Origin of the sequence: Corynebacterium silvaticum, assembly GCF_002162115.2 — a bacterium.
In the GTDB taxonomy this organism is placed as follows: Bacteria; Actinomycetota; Actinomycetes; order Mycobacteriales; family Mycobacteriaceae; genus Corynebacterium; species Corynebacterium silvaticum.
In genome coordinates this window covers 2,106,200-2,125,040 of sequence record NZ_CP021417.2, presented here as the reverse complement: position 1 = coordinate 2,125,040, position 18,841 = coordinate 2,106,200, and the positions used below count along the sequence as shown (strand labels likewise).

Genomic DNA, 18,841 nt, shown 5'->3' with positions numbered 1-18,841 from the left:
GATGTTTTTGGGGTTGGTGAGAAGCTTGGCTTGGGTGGCTTCACTGGCCTTTTCAAAGGTGCTTTCGACGGGGATGAGTCGATGCAGGATGCTTTTGCGGCGCAAGTTGATGCTGCGGATGCTGTGCGTCAAGCTGAGTCGAATCTGCATGAGGCCCGCGAAAATCATCTGAAGGCTAAGGACCCGAAAGCATCGGCGGAAGCGCTGAATCAGCTCATGAAAGCTGAAAGTGATCTAGAGAAGGCCCGCGGTGTTGTTACGCTTGCGGCTAAGGCTGCTGGGCGTACTGAGATAGCGGCGGCGATTGAAGTCGCAATCGCGGTTGTTAAGATCACGGATAAAATCGTGGGTGCTGTGTTCCAGGCCCGCTTGCAGGTGAGTAATGCTATCGCGTCCATGATGGGTGCTGTGCGCGAGTTTTCCACAATGGTGGAAAAGCAGCGTGAGCAGGTCATGGAGTTGCGTGTTGCGTTTGCTTTATCTCAGATCCAGGTGGCCGCTGCGGCTCTTAATCTCCGGATTGTGCAGCTTGATGGAGTGCGCTCTCAGCTTGAGGCTGCAAAGACTGTGGCTCAGGCTCAGGCGAAGTATCAGGCTCAGTTGCGGGCTGACGCGCGCGCACGGTTGTTGTTGCAGTCGGATATGGGGTTGGCGTTTGATCGGTTCCGGTGGAAGCTTGGTCGTGATGTGGCTGGGGCTCTGGCGGATTTTGAGCAGATGTCTGATGAGTCCCGTGCGCTGTATGCGGAGGTTCAGGCTGCGTTGATTGGGCAGCAGCTTGCTGAGAAGCAGGCTCGTGTGGCTTCTTTGAATGCGGTTTTTGAGCAGACTAAGGCTGTGTTTGATTTGCGTGATGCGACGCGGTCTTTGGGTGTTGCGTCGCAAAAGCTTGTGGTTTTGACGGGGACTGCGTTCGGTTTGGATTCCACACAGGCGACTGTGGGGGAGCGTTATTCGAAGCTTGCGGCTGAGAAAGCGAAGATCGAAGCGGATAAAGCAAGCGTCGGGAATTGGATTAACCCGGTTAAGTGGGCAACGTGGTACCCGGCGGCGAACCGCCGTATCTCTCAGATTAATGAGGAGATGCGGAAGCTCGCTGAGATGCCGGAATTCAAGAAATTTGATGAGAAGTCATTGGCTGAGATCAATAAAGCAACGGCGAGTGCTGGTGCTCTTGGATTTTTCGGTGGTGGTGATCGGGTTGAGGAATTGATTCGGTTTTCGCCTCTTGGTGATGCGGCGCGTGCGCTTGATCGGGCGAAGTTCGATACCGGGCTGGTTGATCTAGCCGCTGACCGTGAGGCGTTGAAGTCGAAGATTGATTGATCGGGGTAAGGCTGAGGCGCTGCACAAGCTTGATTTAGCGCCATTGGAGACCCTGATTAAGTCGCTGGAATCGCGTCAGGGGTCTGAAAAGTCTTGGGCTGAGTATTGGCGTGAGAAGGATGCCGGGGCACGGAAGTCGATTGCGGATGTTGCGAAGGTGCAGTCTGATTCGGCTGATGTGCTGAAAAAGTTAGCTGATGAGGCTAATTCTCAGCGTGATCTTTTGGGCCGTGTGGTTCGTGATGGTGGGTCTTAGACCGTGGTTAATGTGACTTTGGATTCTTCTTATCCTCGGAATGATCCGGCTTTGCGTCTTTTGCGTGAGCTTGGGGATCGTGTTGATGGTTTGGAGGTCAAGGTGAATGATCGTCGGTCTGGGATTGATGGGCAGCAATGGGCGGCTTTGCGGAGTCGCTAGGTTTTGAGGGTGAAAGGATTTCTTTGTGTTTGAGTTGTCTCGGGCTATGCCGGATGTTTTTCGGTGGAGGTCTTTTCGCCCTCTGGTGCTCGCCATGTGAATTTAACGGATGTTTTTTCGCCGGTGGTTTTGGCCGAGTCCGGGTTGTCGGTTTAGTGGGGTCACCGTCGGTGTCTACGGCTTCCTCGGTTGGTGTTGCAGGGCAGGTTGTTACTGATGCGGTTGCTCAGCCGGTCGAGGAGTCGCTGTCGTGTTTTGTACAGACTTTGGGGCTGTGTGATGTGGCTGCGTTGGTGGCTGAGTTTCGTGGGATGTGGTCTTCAGTGGCGAAATCAGTGTTGGTGGTGTCGCATCCTAGGTTGGGTCGGTGGAGTTTGCCGGTTCGGTTGTCGGGGGCGTTGTCTACTCCTGTGGCTGATCCTACTGAGGGTGGGGAGATTGTGATTGATGTTCCGTTGGTGGGTGATGGTGGTGTTTGGCTGTCGGATACTTTTGAGTCCCACGGTTCGAATATCGTCACAGTGACGAATAGCGGTGATGTTCCAGTATCCCCCAAATCGTATGGGAGGGGGCCGGGGGTGAGGTAAAACTCCCCTCCGGTGCCACTTTTACACTTCCTGAATCTTTCGAATTGCGGGTTTTGTCACTCGCGTGGGCTGATGGGCTTAAAGTCACCACGTTGAGGGGTGAGCTTGATCGTGCCCTGTGGCTGAAGGTTCGGGGTAAGGCTCTTCCAGAGCAAGTTCCGGTGGGAAATCTGGTGTTTTTCATCTTCCTGATGGCGCCACTTTGCGGTGGAACATCGGTGTCTATGATCCGTGGAAGGGGTAAAAATTGGATTGGGACGCGTTTGCACAGCGCCGTAAAAGCGTTATTAAGGCTCGTGGGGAGTGGGTGGGGCTGCTTGATGAAAATGGGGAGCCCGTGTGCGAGTGCCCACCGTATGAGCTGATGAAGGACCCTACAACCCGGCTGAATCCTGAATCTTTTGAAGCAAAGTTTCGTGTGGATATCGGCGGCGTGGCCCACCAGATTGTTGATGAGCTTGTTGCTGATGGTTTGGGCAGGCAGGATGAGAGGCTGCGATTGGTGCCGGTGATGGGGCCGCCGCGGTTTGTCATGGTTGAGCGTGAGTCGTGGCGCGCGGTGTATCGTGTACAGCTCACGAAAGCCGAGTGTGACGCACGGCTTCCCCATAGTTTGACCGTGCATGGCACGGATATGCTGTCCGAGTTGATGCTTTTACCCGGCTGGTCAGCCCCCGGGCAGGTGAAAGGCGAGTTTGCGCTACAGGATAGTGACCTGGGGGCGAGGTATGAAAAGCCTCGCATGTATGCGCCTGTGAAAATGGCAGTCGTGGCAGACGGGTTCACTTTTGACGGTCCAGCCGATCAGGTCATCCGCCGAATGATCCGCGAGAGCCTGAAGGCCACCTATGGGCTTTTCGGGGTGGAGGATTATCCGATTGTGGTGGCCGATACCTCCACTGGTAAGCCCTCGAAAAGACTTTTGCTGCGCCCGTCGGATAATTCGCTATGGGACGAGATTAGTACTCCGGCGCAGATGTCGGGGTGTGTGGTCAAGGCCCATATGTGGCTGCCAGGGGATAAGCCTGTGGCGGGGTTGGATCTGGCGAAGCCGTCGATTGTTGTGGAGGTGTTGCAGCAATGAGTGATGTTGTGTTGGTTGCTGATGGCGGTGAGGCACCGTGGGGCGCAGGGTTGCGGGGTTTGTGTGGGGAAAGTGGAATACCCAGGTTTTAGATGGGGAGCTGCCCCAAGCCGATGATCCGCGTCTTGTGCAGGGTTTTGTTCATAAGCCCGCTGATATGCCTATGGGTAGGTTTGATGTGCGTGGGGTGAGGGCCGATATTACTCAGGTGATGGCCGTCACCCCTGATGGTGAGGTTGATTATGTGCGTGGTTCGTCGGATGCAGAACAGGTCTTGGATGCGGCGGAAACCCGGTCTGATGGTGAGGTGTTTTTTGAGTCCGATATCACGGCGATAGGGTTAGGGCCACATGTCCCGGGTGTGAATTTTGATATTGATTCCATCGTGGATGTGCAGCTGTGCCAGCATCGTATTCCTGCGCCCGTGACTGCGGTCGACATGGTGGCGGAGAATGGGGTGTGGGGGTGGCGCGTTCATGCTGGCGGGCAGCCAATTGTTGATTCTGTGCGTTTGAATTCGTCGAACACGCAGATTTTGGGAGTTTTAGCCCAGGAACGTCGTGAGGCTGCTGCGAAGGTAGCTGAGGTGTCTTCTCGTGTGTCTCAGGTTTCTCGTGTTGCTCACGAGGCGAAGTCAGACGCCAGGGTTGCTGATGGGAAGGCTGAAGCCGCAGACGAAAAAGCTGGGGAGGCCCAGAAGACTGCTGAGTTGTCGATAGAGAAGTGGCGTGAGCAAAAAGACGCAACTGACGCGCTGCAATCTGCTCAGATTGAGGCGAACGCGAAAGCTAATGACGACCAGCAACGCGCGATTGAGGCGAACTCAATAGCCCTTACCTGTGCCCCACGGTTTTTGCACATCGATGATGGTAAGCCGGGGTTTTATGGCAGTTCTTCAGGGAAGCTTTCTACAGGGGATGAATTCGGAAGCCTGGAATTTCGGGGAACGACGTTCACAAAAAATTCTGGCGCGGCTTTCATTTCCAAAGCTGGATGGAAGGGGTCCATTCTGATGATCTGTGTTGCGACGAACGGTGCGACTGACATCACTGCTATGGAGATTACGCAAGCCGGCCAAGTTCACGAGATGCATGCTGGTTGCTCCTACCAGGCGTATAGGTCTGCAACCGTTGTTGTTTTGCCGGTTTTTAGCGAAGGAAAGAGATAAAAAGTATGCCTGTTATTCAGGGAAAATTGTCCACGGTCACCAAGCAGCCTTCTGGTATTCGGGAGGTGTGGCTGCGTCCTGCTGCCACCCGCCCTGGGGGTGGTGGGTTGATTGTGGATGAGCCAGTGCGTATCACTGTGGATGAGCGTGGTGAGTTCAGTGTTGATGTAGCAGTGGGTGCTGCGGTGTTGGTGTTAATCGGGGCTGATTTCACAGCTCGTGAGTCTATCCCGATGCTGGTGCATGAGGGCACGGCCACGCTGCGTCAGGCTGTGGAGGATGCGAAGGATTTTACCCCGGAAGTGGCAGATAAGCTGGCTGAGCTGGCTGATCAGGTGGCTCGTGGTGTGAAGACTGCTGGCGAGGCTGCTACGGCTGCTGCTACTGATCGTGAGAAAGCGGAAAAGTCCGCCACCGCCGCTAAAGAGTCGGCGTCTGTGGCCAGTCAGAAGGAGTCGGCGGCATCGTCAGCGTGGCAGCAGTTGAAGGATCGGCTTGCTCAGTGGGAGCCACGCGTCCAGCAGCTAGATGCGTGGCAGCCGCAGTATGAGTGGCTGAAAGACAACGCTGAGAGGTCTTTTTCGGTGGTGCAAGAAAAGATCACCCAAGCCACACAGCAGGTTATCTCGCAGGTCAAAGGTGATGCAGAAGCTGTGAAGCGGGATGCTGCAACAGCGGGGCAGCATTCGCTGAAAGCGCAAGCAGCGGCAAATACCGCGGAGTCGGTGACGAACCGCGTTGTTGAATCAGCGATTAATAAGCTTCTTGATGGTGCGTCGCAAGCTTATGACACGCTGAAAGAAGTAGCGGATGAGTTGGTGTCTCAGAAGAGTGCTGCGGCTGTATTGATGAAGCAGCTTTCTGAGAAAGCGTCTGTGACTGAGCTTTCGGCACTGCGTCAAAAAGTTGAGTCCCTTGCGATTTCTGGTGTGTCTGGTTTGTCGCAGGCGTTGGCTGGTAAGGCGAACACGAGCCATACGCACAGAACTTCCGAGATCACAGGGCTAGGTGGTGAGATAAATGAGCTTAAAAGCTCCCTGAGCCAAAAGGTTGATCGAGATGACGTTGTCGGGGTTGTTGAAAAATCTCGGAAGGTTGAGCAAGCCTGGGATTATGCGCGCCGCGCGTTGGCAGGAATACTGATATGCGTGTTGTTGATGCTGCCCCTGAATATCCTGCGCCTAACGTGTGGTATTTCGTCAGGGAGTCATAAAGTGATTTTTGTTGGTGGGAAAGCAATCAAAAGCATTACTGTCGGTGCGGTCCAGGTTCAGGAGGTGTATCGCGGTGGGGTGTTGGTGTGGAGGAATTCACGCCATCCAGAGGTTCGCGAGTTTAGGCAGCCTGGGCACTACGTGATTTTCTCTCCCTCGTGGGCGAAGTTTATGGATTTTGTTCTCATCGCCGGCGGTGGTGGTGGGGCGTGTGGTGATAATTCTTGGGGGCGCTTAGGCAATGGCGGAGGCGCTGGGCAGGTCACAAGTGGCACCCAACCCTTGCTAGGCAGAGTTCAATTCAAAGTTACAGTCGGTGCTGGAGGGGGTGGCGGGCTATCCTGGGATGATAGAAATGGGCGTGCCGGAGGTGAAAGCTCTGTCAATGGGGGTGGCATTACCGGAACTGCTGTTGGAGGCGGAGGCGGCAGTGGATTTGGAGGTGCTGCAGCCGGTGTACGTGAGCAGGTCAAGGTTGATGGTTTTTATGCACCTGCTGGCTCTCCTGCTGGTGTCGATACCCCTGGCATGACCCCCGGGGATGGTGGTGGTGGGGGCACCGGAGGCATTTTGGGGAAGTTTAATCCAGGGCAGTCCGGCGCGGATGGGCTGGCGTGGATACGTTTCCGCAGGAGTTAACCAAGATGGCAGGCACCCTCATCGGGTGCATTTTTTATGCCCAAAAGGAGGGAACGTTGGATGCTCAAACACTTGCTGAAGTAATGGGCGGTAGTGCGGATTACGCCCGCTTTGCAGCCCCTTTCACAGAAGCGATGGATGCTGCAGGGTGTACTACGGTGCGCCGCGCGGCGATGTTTTGCGCGCAGATCGGGCATGAATCCGCAGGTCTGCGCTATATGGAGGAGATAGCTAGCGGTGATGCCTACGAAGGTCGGTCGGACCTGGGGAATATCCACCCTGGTGACGGCAGGCGTTTTAAGGGCTCAGGCCCGATACAGCTGACAGGCCGGAATAATTTCCGCGCGTTCACCAGGTGGGTGCAATCACGGGGACTGACAACACTTGATTTTGAGCAGCACCCGGAGTTGGTGCGTCAAGACCCCCGTTGGGGGTTTCTTGCTGCTACGTGGTATTGGACTGTGGCCCGCCCCGAGATCAATGACTTGTGTGATGCGGAGGATATCGAGGGGGTCACTCGTGCGATTAATGGCGGGCTGAATGGGTTCCAAGATCGAAAAGAAAGGTATGAGCGCGCCCTAGGCATCGGGCAGCGCTTGCTTGGTGGAGGCCAGGCAGAAAGGAAAGTGATGGAAAAAGTTCTTGATTACCCACGGGATCAAGTAACCCAAGACACTTTTTATAACTGTGGCCCGGCGTCCTGTCAGACCGTGATTAGGTCTGCGACAGGGGGCTTGGTGTCAGAAAGCGTTTTGGGGAAAGACCTTCGGACGACGACTAATGGCACTGATTATATTGGGCAATTCCCGGCGGTGTTGAACGCGAATGTTCCTGGTGGGGAGTACCGGCACCGTGATGTTGGGGCTTATCCGGATTACCGGTTGAAAGATGTGATCTGGGATGAGATCACTAATAGCATTCGTGCAGGTCATGGGGTGGTGGCCAATATTGTGGCCCCGCCAAGCAATTATCCGCGTGCTGTTGCCCCGTCAACGATGTCACCGCGTTATGGCGGTGGGGTGGTGTATCACTACATCGCAGTGATGGGGTACTCGGATGAAGGCATGCGCAAGCTGTGGATCGCTGATTCTGGGTTCTACCCTTATGGCTATTGGATTGGGTTTGACCAGTTCTGCACGCTGATTGTGCCCAAAGGCTATGCGTATTCCACGGCGGCTCAGAAAACACATGAGAGGAAGGAGGCCCCTGTGGGGGCTTTAACGGAAAAGTATTTAAGGATTTCATCACTGGGTTTTTAACCCCGGTTGTTGATGCGGTATTCCGCATAGAAACCATGGTGAAAGATATTCACACCCAGCTTCGTGGCCCTGAGTTGAAGGGATGGCCGCAACTGGGGCGTAACATCCACGGCGATAATTTAACCCCGGTTGATGGGATTGCTGCTTTGCGTGCCGATGTTGCCAAGATTTTGAGCCTTATGGACAAGGAAGGGAAATAATTCATGAATACACTAAATCCTGCTGGTTGGGTACGGCTTGTGATGTATGTTTTATCCGCGCTTGTGGGTGTGGCAGCAGTTGTGGCCACCACCTTGGGCTATGAGCAGATAGCGTCCCTTTTGGGCGTTGTTGCTGGTGCAGGAGCAGCCGTGACCGGTGGTACGGCAGTGGTGAATCTACCGAAAGCACCTGATCAACAAACCGCAGGTCTTGATCTGGCAGCGTTGTTGCCTGCGGTGTTAAGTATTGCTGATGCAGCAAAGGTGTATAGCAAGGCTGTATCGTATGAGCCACGCCATAGCAGTGGGGAGCCTGCGGGTTTGCCGATATACTCAGGCCAGAGTACCGCTGAGGTGGGTGTAGCCCATGCCGATTGAGCGACTGCCTGCAAAATGAGACCTGTAGCCCGCCGTGTGCGGGCTTTTGTGATGACTGATTCCACCGCGTTGCTGATTTTGGCTGTGGTGCAAATCGCCGTGGGAGCCTATTATGTGCCCGGGATTTTGGGTGATCCTTTGCAGTGGCAGCGTCCTAGTGAGTTGGTGATGCCACTTATGATATGGGCGTGGGTGCACATCATCGTGGGTGTGGTGGGTGTGGTTGCTGCGATCATACGGAAATGGCATCTGGATACGGTGGTGTTAGCGGTGTCTACGGCGTGAATTTGTCGTGGGCATCAAGTCTTATGGTGGCATCCATTGAGACTGGTGAGGCTGTGTTATGGCTGGTAGCTGTGCTTATTTTCGCGTTGACGGTGTCGTTGATGTGGGCTGTGTGGCGTGGGAAGCGTGGGGATATTCCGTTCGTTAAAGAAGGGGGGAAGCAGTGAGCGTTGTAGCTGCGATACTGAGCGGCATCGGCGCCCTTATAACCGCACTGGGTGGTGTGTGGATCGGTGTGGTAAAAGCCCGGTCGGATACGCAGGCTGTGAAAGGCTCACGCATGGACGCGTTGGAGGCACGCATTGATAAAATGCAGGCCGATTTAGACGATGAGCGGGCTAAGCGGCGTGGTGTGGAGGTGGATAATCACCGGCTGCGTATGGCATTGGTAACGGCGGTGAAGCATTTAGAGCAGTTGATCCGGTGGGCTGGTGGTGCGAAGCCACCTAGGACTGATGATATTGATTTAGATGAGATTAAAGGCTTGTTGAAGGCGTAAAAAATTTAGTCCCCTTTGGTTTAGGTGATACACCTAGGCTGAAGGGGACTATCTTTGTGTGTGGCGCACCTGATCCGGGCCCGGTCTATGCTGTGGTGATTACCAGGGGTTTCCTATCAAAGCTATACAGATAGTAAGATTTTAATAGCTATTTGGTAAAGTATTTTCCTAAGGTGCTAAAGGACCCAACTGGAAGGTATACAAGATGACGCCTAACAAAAAGAGCAGGCCGATGTGCGCAGTAGCTACGTTAACAGCAGTAACACTGTTAGCTGCTGGATGCGGAAGCCCTACTGAATCATCTCAGGACACTACACAATCTACGTCAGTTTCAGCTGAGCAGAACTCTTTTAAATCTTATCTTGAGCCTTTTGGCCAAAAGATACAGGCGCATTGGCCTGCCTCCTCTTTGGTCTGGCCCGGAGTTGATTTTACTAAACATGTAGCTGTGGTCTTTAAGCTGGACGACGAAAAGAAAATTGAAGAGGCTTGGTCATTCGATACACAAGGCTCAAAGAAGCTAAGTCAAGCGGACCTCAACGATCTTACTCCGCCAGATCCAGGGCAATACAGCCAAGCAACATTCAAGGATCGTACAGCGATTTTCCTGTCTGTCAATAACAGCACCATCAAAGACGACCCAGATGCCAATGAGTTGTATAGGTTTGCATCGCATGAGCCTGTTCATTTCTATCACCAGCAAGATGCAGCTCTCCAAGATATCGGAGTTAGCAGGTCCCAGGAATATCCGATAAACCCAGAACCGCGTATCTTGCGTCAGATGGCTTACCACAACATGGTTAAAGCCTACGAAAATCCGAAAGAGCGCGAAACGTATTTGCGATATGCTAAATATTGGCATGAGCAGTGGAAGCAACAGTTCCCTGATGAGTATAAGTCGATCGCTTGGGTCGATATCGCCGAAGGGCACGCTCGGTATATAGAAAATTTTATGACTTTCCGTACGGTGAAAAGTACACCTGAAGAGATCCACGCGGGTGCGCTGAAAAATATTAAAAAAGATGTAACGTTTGACAGCGCCGATCAAGAAAGCTATGAGATAGGTTATGTAGCTAGCTTGCTTCTAGACGAAAGTCAGCCTTCGTGGAAGGATACCTATCTAAAAGAGGGCATCACCCAGGCGGAGAAACTGCTATCAAATATCACCCCTTTGGAGGAAAAGATAAATCCAAAGATTGAGCGCGATGTGACATCCATTATTGAGGGCCAGAACAAGGGGATATCGTCAGATATAGCTCCAGTGTTAGATGCAGAAAAGGATATAAATATCCCTTTGCTAAAACTTGATACTACTGGCGCTAAAAACAGTTTCTACAGTAAGCACTTTATTAATCACAAAGGCAAAGAGGTGGTAATCGGCTTTACAGGCTCTTACTCGGTAGCTGACGGAGAAGCCGCTTTGAATGGCGCTGCTGTGTTTATGGAGAATGGCCAGCTAGAAATTCCTTTGCCTAAAGATACAGAAAGTAATGATGGCATTCTTAATGTAGACACCGAGAAGACAAAAATTAAGAATATCAAGGTAAGTAAGGAAACGGACGCTAGCGGTCGGACTATTTACCTAGCAAAGGCAACTTCTTAATAATTAGCCGTCTGTGCGTATGCGGTCCGCACAGTAGGGATGTTCTGGAGATTGCGCATGTTGTGTGAAGCGCCAGATGTTAATGTTCTATGGAATTTTAACATCTGGTGCTTTTATCACTGGTACTGGACTATATGCGTAATGCGCTAATTCCGGCGCAGATTATGGCCCCCTTCCACACGATTAGGAAACTTATGGAAGGGGATTTGTGTTTTGGGGGCTTTGGGTGATGGGTTTTTGTGTTGTGTAGTGCTGGATTGGTGGTGTAAATGCCACGACATTTCCACAACAAGCCATACAAAACCGCAGGAAAAGAGAAGGACACACAAGGAAAGAAAAAATAAGAAAACCCCCGATAACCTACAAAAACGCTGGTAGTGCACCACACTGGCAGTGTGGGGGTCACGGGTTCAAGTCCCATCTCCAGCTCAAAAAATGAAAAGCTCCCCTGTAGTTGGACTGAGAAAACAGATACTAACTACAGGGGAGCTTTTGGTATATAGGTGGGGTGCAGGTTCAGGCCGCAGGGTTGTCTGTATTCGTCGAAATATCCGATGTACATTTTCCTCTTAAATGCACAAAAGCTCGTGCTTTCACACGAGCCTTGGAAGCGGAGCACCGCAGTGCGTCCAGCCTCGAGCATATCATAGGGGTAGGGATAGGTGGTGTTACTTGGATAATGGGTGTGCAAAACCTGGGAAAATTATGCCCGTTTCTTAAAAATTGGTATTTTTGTTGATATAGCCATCATATTCGTGGGCGACGTTGAAGCGCGCTTTTTAAACTTTCGTGCTGTGGGGAGGGACTTGATAAGTCACCTGGTAAGCAAGTGTTTTTCTCTTTCTGTATTTTTGCGGCTGGTCTGGACTCGGATGTGGGCTAAATCGAAGAATTTCAATTAGATTGGAAAAGAATGAACTTAGAGGTTCCTTTATCTGCTTCCTCTCCTATACGGAAATCCTTGTTCCGTATCCCTGCATTCAAAGCTCTAGTCACGACTGTGATTGTGGTTTTGGTTGCTGCATTATGTGCGGTGATACCGAAGTCTGTAGCCCAAGAAGCAGTACGGGAGGAATGCGCCGCGAAGTATACAGATCTCAAATGGAGAGATGGCAGCCCGGGCGTTAGCAATAATGTGTATGACCAAAAGTCAGGCCGAGCAGAGGTGGAATTTAAAATGGTCTGTTAATGAAGACGCGAAGAACGGTGACCAATTTAAGGTTGAATTACCGCAAGAATTAATGACTGTTGCTACGGGTTTCCTTCCGTTGAAAGATGAAAACGGAAAAACTGTAGCTACTGCCGCTATATCGGGAGGGCAAAAAGAAGTAGTCTTCACGCTAACGGATTACGTGCAAACGAATTTCCAGGTTAAGGGATCAGCCTTTTTTACCGTGGAATGGGATCACAAACATAGCGGACTGTCTGTAAACGGTTTTGGGAGTAGGGAGAATCCAGGAACTCTTACTTTTGGGGATGTGGTGACGGTAATTTGCAAGGAGTTTATCTGCCTGATGGTCCACCTGGGGTGACACATAGAAATGGTAAAACTGGTGTTCAATACGATGCTCCTATTCAATTAGATGGTAAGACTCTTTATCCTTTCGCGTGGACGATTTTTGTAGGAAGTGATACCGGAAAGAAAGATTTTACAGTAACGGATACACCTCCTGAAGGGCATAAAATTGCGTGCTCTGGCGATTTTGATTTCGGTCCGACCGCCGGTACATCTGGATGCAGTTCGTAGTGCTGCTGTGGACCCAACACCGCATTATATAGTCGATGGTTATGGTCGGGTCGAAGGCGGAATTCATAATATGACAGACCTGACTACGCCGATTCCGCATGGCTATGGCTATGAGATTAATTGTACTCCAGAGAAACTTACTGTTCGTTTTCCCTATGGGGTGGATCCAAGTACTGGTCCACGTATTACGTTGATTACTTATACAGATAAAAAACCTGTTCCGGGAAGTGCTGTAATAAATCATGCGAATATAAACGGAAATGATGTTAACGGAACAGTCTTTATTCCTTCTGCTGGATGTTGGGCTGAAGGTAAAAAAGGTGGATTTGCAGTTCAAAAACAGGTAGATGGGGTGAAAAATGATCCTTTGAAGGAATTTACTTTTGATTGGTCGTGCTCGCCTTTAGAAAACCTTGAAGAAATCTCGAAGAGTGGAACTCAAAAAATTAAAGGTGGTGAAAATTTCCACATCAGTGACCTTGACAAAGGATTAATTTGTAAGGTTTCTGAAAAGGACGCTGATGTTGAAGGATTCGAGAGGGAAACCCACTTGGACCCTCAGTGGAAATAAAGTCGAAGATGGAAAAGTCGAGTTCCCGGTTCGTGAGAAAAATGAAGACGCTGTTGTCGTCGAAGCAGTAAATACTTACACCAAGAAAACCGAGCCTAAGAATAGCAGCTTTAAGATCGTAAAAACTGTCAAGGGGCTGCCTGCGACGGAGAATCTTCCTACTTATTCATTTGATTACAGTTGTAAGAAAGATGATGTTGAAGTAAAAGCGGGCGTAGCTTCTATCACGGGAGCCGGAGAAGCACAGGTTGACGATGTTCCCGTGGGTGCATCCTGTCTTGTAACTGAACAAGAAAATTCTGCCAAAGTTCCTGGCTATTCTGTTGAAATCCCTGAGAAAAAAAGAAGTACTTATCGTTGAGGGGAAGACAGAGGTAGTAGAAGTAACTAACAGCTACAAGAAGGAATTTGGCAAATTCTCGGTTCTCAAGAAGGTCGTAGCAAACGGAGTTAACGTACCTGAGGACAAAGCCTTTGCAGTGGATTACACCTGTACCAAGAACGGTTCAGAAGAAATCAAGGGTGCACTATCAATCAAGAATGGTGTTTCTACAGAGTCTCCAGAAATCCCGGTTGGTTATTCCTGCAAAGTTGCTGAACGTGATTACTCCGCCCAAATCGATGATGCAACTGTTGACATTGATAATGGGCAGCCAGTAGGCGTTATCGCAGATAAGACCGCACAGATTACTGTGACCAACACGTATCACACTGCGGTCGGTGGATTCAAAATTGCGAAGACAGTTGATGGACTTCCTGCCTCACAACAAGCGAAGAACTATAAGTTCAACTACACCTGCACCAAGGACGGCAAAGAAATCGCTTCAGGTGTAAAAGAGATTTCTGGTGCTGGCGAAGCCACGGTGGAAAAGCTGCCGGAAAGTGCATTTTGCGCTGTCACCGAGGATCAGGAAAGCGTTCAGGTTAAGGGCTACTCGTTGGTCGTTGAAACTGGTGCTCCAGTTCTTATTACGGCAGGTACTACCGGGACCGTGACTGTGAACAACACGTACTCTAAGAAAGTCGGATCTTTCAGCATCACTAAGAAATTGGTAGATCCTGATGGTGTTGCTACCGGTAAGAAATTCACTTTTGATTACAAGTGTGTGAACGAAGAACTCGGTGAAGTCAAAGAAGGTGTTCTTGGCCCAATCGGTGCGGGTGAAGAAGCCAAGGCTGAAAATATCCCGGCTGGTTCTATCTGTACGGTTACAGAGAAAATGCTGAGGTTGGCAAGGCAGATCTCAAGGTTTCTGGGCTTGACTCCATCACAATTGTTGACAACAAAGAAGAAAAAGTTGTTGCAACCAACGAGTACTCCGCGTGGCGTGCTTCTTTGAAACTGAACAAGAAAATTCTGGGGCCACAGGTAGATGCTCTGCTGAATAAGACTTTCGATGTGGATTATGTATGCACCTTGGGCACATATTCCAAGAATGGTACGGTGACCATTTCTGCTAAGAAGCCTGCAGAAATCACGGATGTGCGTTCTGGTGCTACATGTAAGTTCACAGAGAAGACTGATACTGCCAAAGTTGAAGGATTTGAGTTTGATCTTTCAGCTTCTACCACTGCTACTGAAGTAGTCGTTGGAGATAAGGGAAGCACCAGCGAATCTACACTCGTCAATGCTTATGACGGTCTTGGTCGTATCTCCTTGACTAAGAAAGTGAGTGGTTTGGGATCAGTGCTTTCCGGTTCGTCTCAGAATCCTCGTGAGTTTGATGTTGAGGTTTCTTGGACAGATGAAAAGGGAGTGAAGCAGACCCGTGAGGTAAAGATCAGCGAAGGAAAGATCACTAATCTAGATCCGCTTCCGGTTGGAACTGAACTCCTGCTGAAGGAGATCATGCCCAAAAATACTGCGTTTACTACCTGGTCTACCCCAGGCTTTAGCACCACTAATCCAGGTGTTGAGCTAAAGGATCATGGTGATGGGACGGCAACGTTGTTGGTTTCTGTCCAGACGGTCAAAGAAGCCGCATTGATTGAAGTTCATAACACTGCAAATATTCCGTGGTGGTGGATCTTGGTGCCTACTTTGCCGCTCTTTATCCCGCCGTTGCTACCATCGGGTTCCTCGTCTAGCGCTATGCCAGTCACGCCGGCTACATCGGCTCCGCAGCCGGCGCCCAAGGATGTGCCTGCTCCAAAGGACGCTGACAAGAAACCGAAGAAGCTGCTGGCTAAGACGGGCGCTGAGATTGGTGTCGTTGTCATGCTAGGTATGCTTGACATACTTGCTGGGCTGATATTAGTGATCCGTCGTCGCAATAGCTAAGCGTGGAGTACGGACCTAAACATTAAAGAGAAGGCGTGGACCCAACTGAAGGATCCACGCCTTTTTTCATACCCTAATTGCCTGTCGCGATTTGCTTGTAGATCTTTTTGCGGCGGTTGCGTACGAGCTTGCGGGTGAAGCGTCGATAGTGATCAAGGCTCGGGGGCCTACGGAAACGGCGGGCGATCCACTCGCCAAAGACAACCCCGGAAGAAAGCGCTGTGGCGATGGCTATGGCATAAGAGAGGTTGGAGAAGCCGACCAGGATTTGATCATGGAGTAGTCCGTAGAGGCCCCGATAGATTGCAGAACCCGGGAGCAACGGAGTGATGCCAGCAATGGAGATGATGAGAGGCGGGATCAGGTAGCGGCGCCCTAAGAAGCCGCCTATGAGCCCGATGAGGACAGATGTGAGTGCAGATCCGGTGATGTCTCCAACTCCATGGGGGAGGAGCACAAAATAAAACAAGCTTGAACCACAGGCCGCGGTGAGCGCGGAGATGAAGACGGAAGGCCAGTCGGCGTAGCAAGCGCGGGCGAAACCGGACGTGGCAAAAATACTGCCCAAAACGCGGACGGTATTGGATGCGAAGTTGGGGACGGGGACGGTTTCTACCGGGGGCAGTGAGAATCCTAATGACCCCGCAAGGGATACACCTATGGCAATGCCGGCGACGATGCCAGCGGTGATGATGAGGGCGTCGAAAAGCCGTGCCGTGCCCGTGATCGGTGCGGAAGTGACTCCATTTTGAATCGCCTGCACCAGGGTTAGCCCCGCGACCATCACGATGATCGACGTGGCGATCACCATGCTGGGGCGGATAGAAAGTCCCAGGTACTGCCCCCAGTCGTAGGTGATGGCGGCCAGGAAGGCGACAAAAATTCCGCCCGCGGTGTTCTGGAAGAAGATCGGCAAGCCGTGCTTGTCTAGCCAGGCGCTCATCCAGATGATGACGGCGCCGGCAATGGTGGAAATGAGCGCGACGGGGATATTTCCTCCAAGGAGGAATGCCACGGCACCACTCATGACTGCAAAAGATGCGACAACTCCGGGCAGCCCGATGGGGTCGGGCGCGCGGTGTATGGCGTCGAGACGGGTCTCGGCATCCAAAGGCGAGGCATGGCCTGAATGGATATCGCGGATCAAGCGATCTACGTGCATGAGTTTGCGAAAATTCTGTGGGGCGGGCGCTACCACGCGAACGACCGTTACCGGATCGCGTCGGTCTTCAGAAACATTGGCAAAGAGCCGGATGCGATTGGAGGTGAGATCGACGTGAACAAACCACAGTCCGAATGATTCTGTGACGGCTTTGACCTGGTCGCTGGCATCGGAATTGGTTGATCCTGCTGAGATAAGGATTTCTCCGATACGTGCGGCGATTTCCAGCACGCCGGTGACTTGCCCGCGGTCGCTGAGGTCGACAGGAGCGAGCGGTGCGAGTGGAGGCGCAGCTGCGACGTCGATGGTGGCGGTGCCCGTTGATGCTGCTTGCCTACGTCGCAGGATTCGGAAGATGGGGGCGTCGAAAAGCTTCAGCATGATGAGACACAGAATACCGCAGCGAACAGAAGCACAACATTTAGTTATTTATGTCATAATTGTGGGGTAGATGTGTGATTTCAGTCGAACTATGGTGGGAAGAACCAGCAGGGAAGCACAATCGGAACCATCATCAACGTTATGGAGGACGATCATGGCTCAGTCGTTTGCAGAACAACTTGTGGAGACCCTGGAAGCCCAAGGCGTAAAACGCATCTTTGGATTGGTCGGCGATAGCCTCAATCCCATTGTCAACGCCGTGCGGAAATCCAGCATCGAATGGGTGCACGTTCGCAATGAAGAAGCTGCGGCATTCGCTGCCGGCGCAGAATCACTGATCACTGGCGAGCTGGCCGTGTGCGCAGCCTCGTGCGGTCCCGGAAACACCCACCTTGTACAGGGGATTTACGACTCCCACCGCAACGGTGCAAAAGTCCTAGCCATTGCCTCTCACATTCCTTCCACACAAATCGGCTCCCACTTTTTCCAAGAAACCCACCCCGAAGCCTTGTTTGCAGAATGCTCCGGCTACTGCGAAATGGCCAACTCTGCGACCCAAGGGCAAACGATTGTGCACCATGCAATCCAGTCCACCATGGCGGGAAAGGGCGTATCAGTCCTGGTGATCCCGGGCGACGTCACCATGCAGCGCGCGGAGGACGATACCTTTGCCGGCTCGGTGATTGCGAGGGGAAAGCCGATCCTCTATCCAGATCCTGCGGAGGCAGCCGACCTGGTCCGCGCAATCAACGAGGCCTCCACAGTCACGCTTTTCTGCGGATCAGGTGCCCGCGAAGCCCGTGAACAAGTCCTTGCGTTAGCCCAAAAAATCAAAGCTCCCGTTGGACATGCGCTCGGCGGAAAAATGTATATCCAGCATGACAACCCCTATGACGTGGGCATGTCGGGGCTGCTCGGGTATGGGGCATGCCACGATGCTTCCCATGAAGCCGACCTCCTCATTCTGCTCGGCACCGACTTCCCCTATACCGAGTTCCTCCCCAAAAAGAACGTTGCACAAGTAGACATTGATGCCTCCCATATTGGTAAGCGCACCCGAATCACGCATCCTGTCGTGGGTGATGTAGCTGCAACGATTGAGAATATTTTGCCGCACATAGAGGAAAAGACTGATCGCAGTTTCCTTGACCGGATGCTTGAACTGCATCACCGGAAGCTTACTGATGTTATTGAGGCATACACCTCCAACGTGGAAAACCACACACCCATTCACCCCGAGTACATCGCCAACATCATTGATGAGATAGCCGATGACAACGCTATTTTCACCATCGACACCGGCATGTGCAACGTGTGGGCCGCTCGCTACGTAACCCCCAATGGCAAGCGCGAGATGCTGGGTTCCTTCCGCCACGGAACCATGGCCAATGCTTTGCCGCATGCAATTGGCGCGCAATCCAGTGATAGGGACCGGCAGGTCGTGTGTTTCTCCGGCGACGGCGGCCTCAGCATGCTCATGGGGGAGCTGCTCACCGTGAAACTTCATCGACTGCCCATCAAGATCGTTGTTTTTAACAACTCTTCCTTGGGAATGGTCAAGCTTGAGATGCTCGTGGAGGGGATACCGGAGTATGAAACAGACCATGAACACGTTGATTTTGCGGCGATTGCGGCTGCCGTAGGCCTGCACCACATCGCGATCACAGACCCGAAGACTGCAAGAGAACAGCTAGAGGCGGCTTTTTCTCACCCCGGGCCTGTGCTTATCGACGTCACCACCGACCCCAATGCCCTCTCCATCCCACCTAATATCACCATGGAGATGCTCATGGGGTTCTCCAAGGCAGCGACTCGCACGGTCTTCGGCGGTGGAGTGGGGCACATGGTGGACATGGCATGGTCTAATCTGAGGAACATCCCGCGCCCCTAAATACACGGGCCGTGGAGCCTGCATTTCCATAGACATTAGGCTGTAAAACACATTTTTAGGCGTCTTTGTCTATGGAAATGCAGGTTTTTCCGTATCTTCCTACTACTGGGAACCGATCGCTAAGTCCCCACGTCTAAGGACACACGGG

At 51.9% G+C, this 18,841-nt stretch carries 19 protein-coding genes and 1 pseudogene; 19 read left to right on the top strand and 1 reads right to left on the bottom strand.

All coding sequences use genetic code 11. The features are described from left to right. Nucleotides 1–30 precede the first annotated feature (30 nt). From CBE74_RS22470 to CBE74_RS22385, 18 genes and pseudogenes are all read left to right on the top strand, one after another. Entirely contained in the window at nt 31–1,326 is a 1,296-nt protein-coding gene (locus CBE74_RS22470; RefSeq protein WP_087454508.1) for a hypothetical protein, read from the top strand. Beyond that, a complete protein-coding gene (locus tag CBE74_RS22465; protein WP_087454507.1) occupies nt 1,319–1,582 on the top strand; it encodes a hypothetical protein in 264 nt (87 codons plus the stop codon). The genes CBE74_RS22470 and CBE74_RS22465 overlap by 8 nt, the downstream gene beginning before the upstream one ends. 3 nt (nt 1,583–1,585) lie before the next feature. Then, complete coding sequence (locus CBE74_RS22460; RefSeq protein ID WP_166741452.1) at nt 1,586–1,744, top strand: hypothetical protein; 159 nt, start codon at nt 1,586–1,588, stop codon at nt 1,742–1,744. A gap of 170 nt (nt 1,745–1,914) precedes the next feature. Continuing rightward, a complete protein-coding gene (locus CBE74_RS22455; protein ID WP_171483265.1) occupies nt 1,915–2,331 on the top strand; it encodes a hypothetical protein in 417 nt (138 codons plus the stop codon). Between the two features lie 247 nt (nt 2,332–2,578). Continuing rightward, the gene (locus tag CBE74_RS22450) at nt 2,579–3,415 is read left to right on the top strand and encodes a hypothetical protein (protein ID WP_087454506.1); all 837 of its coding nucleotides are present in this window, start codon (nt 2,579–2,581) and stop codon (nt 3,413–3,415) included. A gap of 37 nt (nt 3,416–3,452) precedes the next feature. Then, nucleotides 3,453–4,583: a hypothetical protein gene (locus tag CBE74_RS22445; protein WP_087454505.1), complete on the top strand. Its 1,131-nt coding sequence runs from the start codon at nt 3,453–3,455 to the stop codon at nt 4,581–4,583. Nucleotides 4,584–4,588: 5 nt separating this feature from the next. After that, nucleotides 4,589–6,436 (top strand): glycine-rich domain-containing protein, encoded by a 1,848-nt coding sequence (locus CBE74_RS22440; RefSeq protein WP_087453215.1) that lies wholly within the window; start codon nt 4,589–4,591, stop codon nt 6,434–6,436. Between the two features lie 5 nt (nt 6,437–6,441). Continuing rightward, nucleotides 6,442–7,695 carry a C39 family peptidase gene (locus CBE74_RS22435; RefSeq protein ID WP_225871224.1) on the top strand — a complete coding sequence of 418 codons (1,254 nt, stop codon included), beginning with the start codon at nt 6,442–6,444 and terminating at the stop codon, nt 7,693–7,695. A gap of 35 nt (nt 7,696–7,730) precedes the next feature. Then, nucleotides 7,731–7,895: a hypothetical protein gene (locus CBE74_RS22430; protein ID WP_166741455.1), complete on the top strand. Its 165-nt coding sequence runs from the start codon at nt 7,731–7,733 to the stop codon at nt 7,893–7,895. A gap of 3 nt (nt 7,896–7,898) precedes the next feature. Further along, nucleotides 7,899–8,273: a hypothetical protein gene (locus CBE74_RS22425; protein WP_087453216.1), complete on the top strand. Its 375-nt coding sequence runs from the start codon at nt 7,899–7,901 to the stop codon at nt 8,271–8,273. Beyond that, a pseudogene (locus tag CBE74_RS24775) lies at nt 8,263–8,725 on the top strand (hypothetical protein). The gene CBE74_RS22425 and the pseudogene CBE74_RS24775 overlap by 11 nt, the downstream one beginning before the upstream one ends. Then, nucleotides 8,722–9,057 (top strand): hypothetical protein, encoded by a 336-nt coding sequence (locus CBE74_RS22415; protein ID WP_087454504.1) that lies wholly within the window; start codon nt 8,722–8,724, stop codon nt 9,055–9,057. Before CBE74_RS24775 ends, CBE74_RS22415 begins: the two are co-directional and overlap by 4 nt. Before the next feature lie 205 nt (nt 9,058–9,262). Further along, the gene (locus tag CBE74_RS22410; RefSeq protein ID WP_134316364.1) at nt 9,263–10,660 is read left to right on the top strand and encodes a hypothetical protein; all 1,398 of its coding nucleotides are present in this window, start codon (nt 9,263–9,265) and stop codon (nt 10,658–10,660) included. 1,139 nt (nt 10,661–11,799) lie between these two features. After that, nucleotides 11,800–12,192 (top strand): Ig-like domain-containing protein, encoded by a 393-nt coding sequence (locus CBE74_RS22405; RefSeq protein ID WP_134316365.1) that lies wholly within the window; start codon nt 11,800–11,802, stop codon nt 12,190–12,192. Between the two features lie 285 nt (nt 12,193–12,477). Beyond that, on the top strand, nt 12,478–12,978 hold the full coding sequence (locus tag CBE74_RS22400) for a DUF5979 domain-containing protein (protein WP_134873840.1): 501 nt from the start codon (nt 12,478–12,480) through the stop codon (nt 12,976–12,978). Beyond that, nucleotides 12,929–13,339, top strand: coding sequence for a DUF5979 domain-containing protein (locus tag CBE74_RS22395; RefSeq protein ID WP_134316367.1), 411 nt, complete (start codon nt 12,929–12,931; stop codon nt 13,337–13,339). Before CBE74_RS22400 ends, CBE74_RS22395 begins: the two co-directional genes overlap by 50 nt. After that, the gene (locus CBE74_RS22390) at nt 13,302–14,318 is read left to right on the top strand and encodes a DUF5979 domain-containing protein (protein WP_225870284.1); all 1,017 of its coding nucleotides are present in this window, start codon (nt 13,302–13,304) and stop codon (nt 14,316–14,318) included. Before CBE74_RS22395 ends, CBE74_RS22390 begins: the two co-directional genes overlap by 38 nt. After that, the gene (locus CBE74_RS22385) at nt 14,315–15,259 is read left to right on the top strand and encodes a DUF5979 domain-containing protein (RefSeq protein WP_233426040.1); all 945 of its coding nucleotides are present in this window, start codon (nt 14,315–14,317) and stop codon (nt 15,257–15,259) included. The genes CBE74_RS22390 and CBE74_RS22385 overlap by 4 nt, the downstream gene beginning before the upstream one ends. A 73-nt stretch (nt 15,260–15,332) precedes the next feature. Here CBE74_RS22385 and thrE read toward each other — a convergent pair whose 3' ends face one another. After that, complete coding sequence (thrE, locus tag CBE74_RS22380) at nt 15,333–16,802, bottom strand: threonine/serine exporter ThrE (RefSeq protein WP_087454502.1); 1,470 nt, start codon at nt 16,800–16,802, stop codon at nt 15,333–15,335. Nucleotides 16,803–16,956: 154 nt separating this feature from the next. Between thrE and CBE74_RS22375 the strand changes: the two genes are divergently transcribed. Continuing rightward, complete coding sequence (locus CBE74_RS22375) at nt 16,957–18,693, top strand: pyruvate dehydrogenase (protein ID WP_087454501.1); 1,737 nt, start codon at nt 16,957–16,959, stop codon at nt 18,691–18,693. The last annotated feature ends 148 nt before the right edge of the window (nt 18,694–18,841 follow it).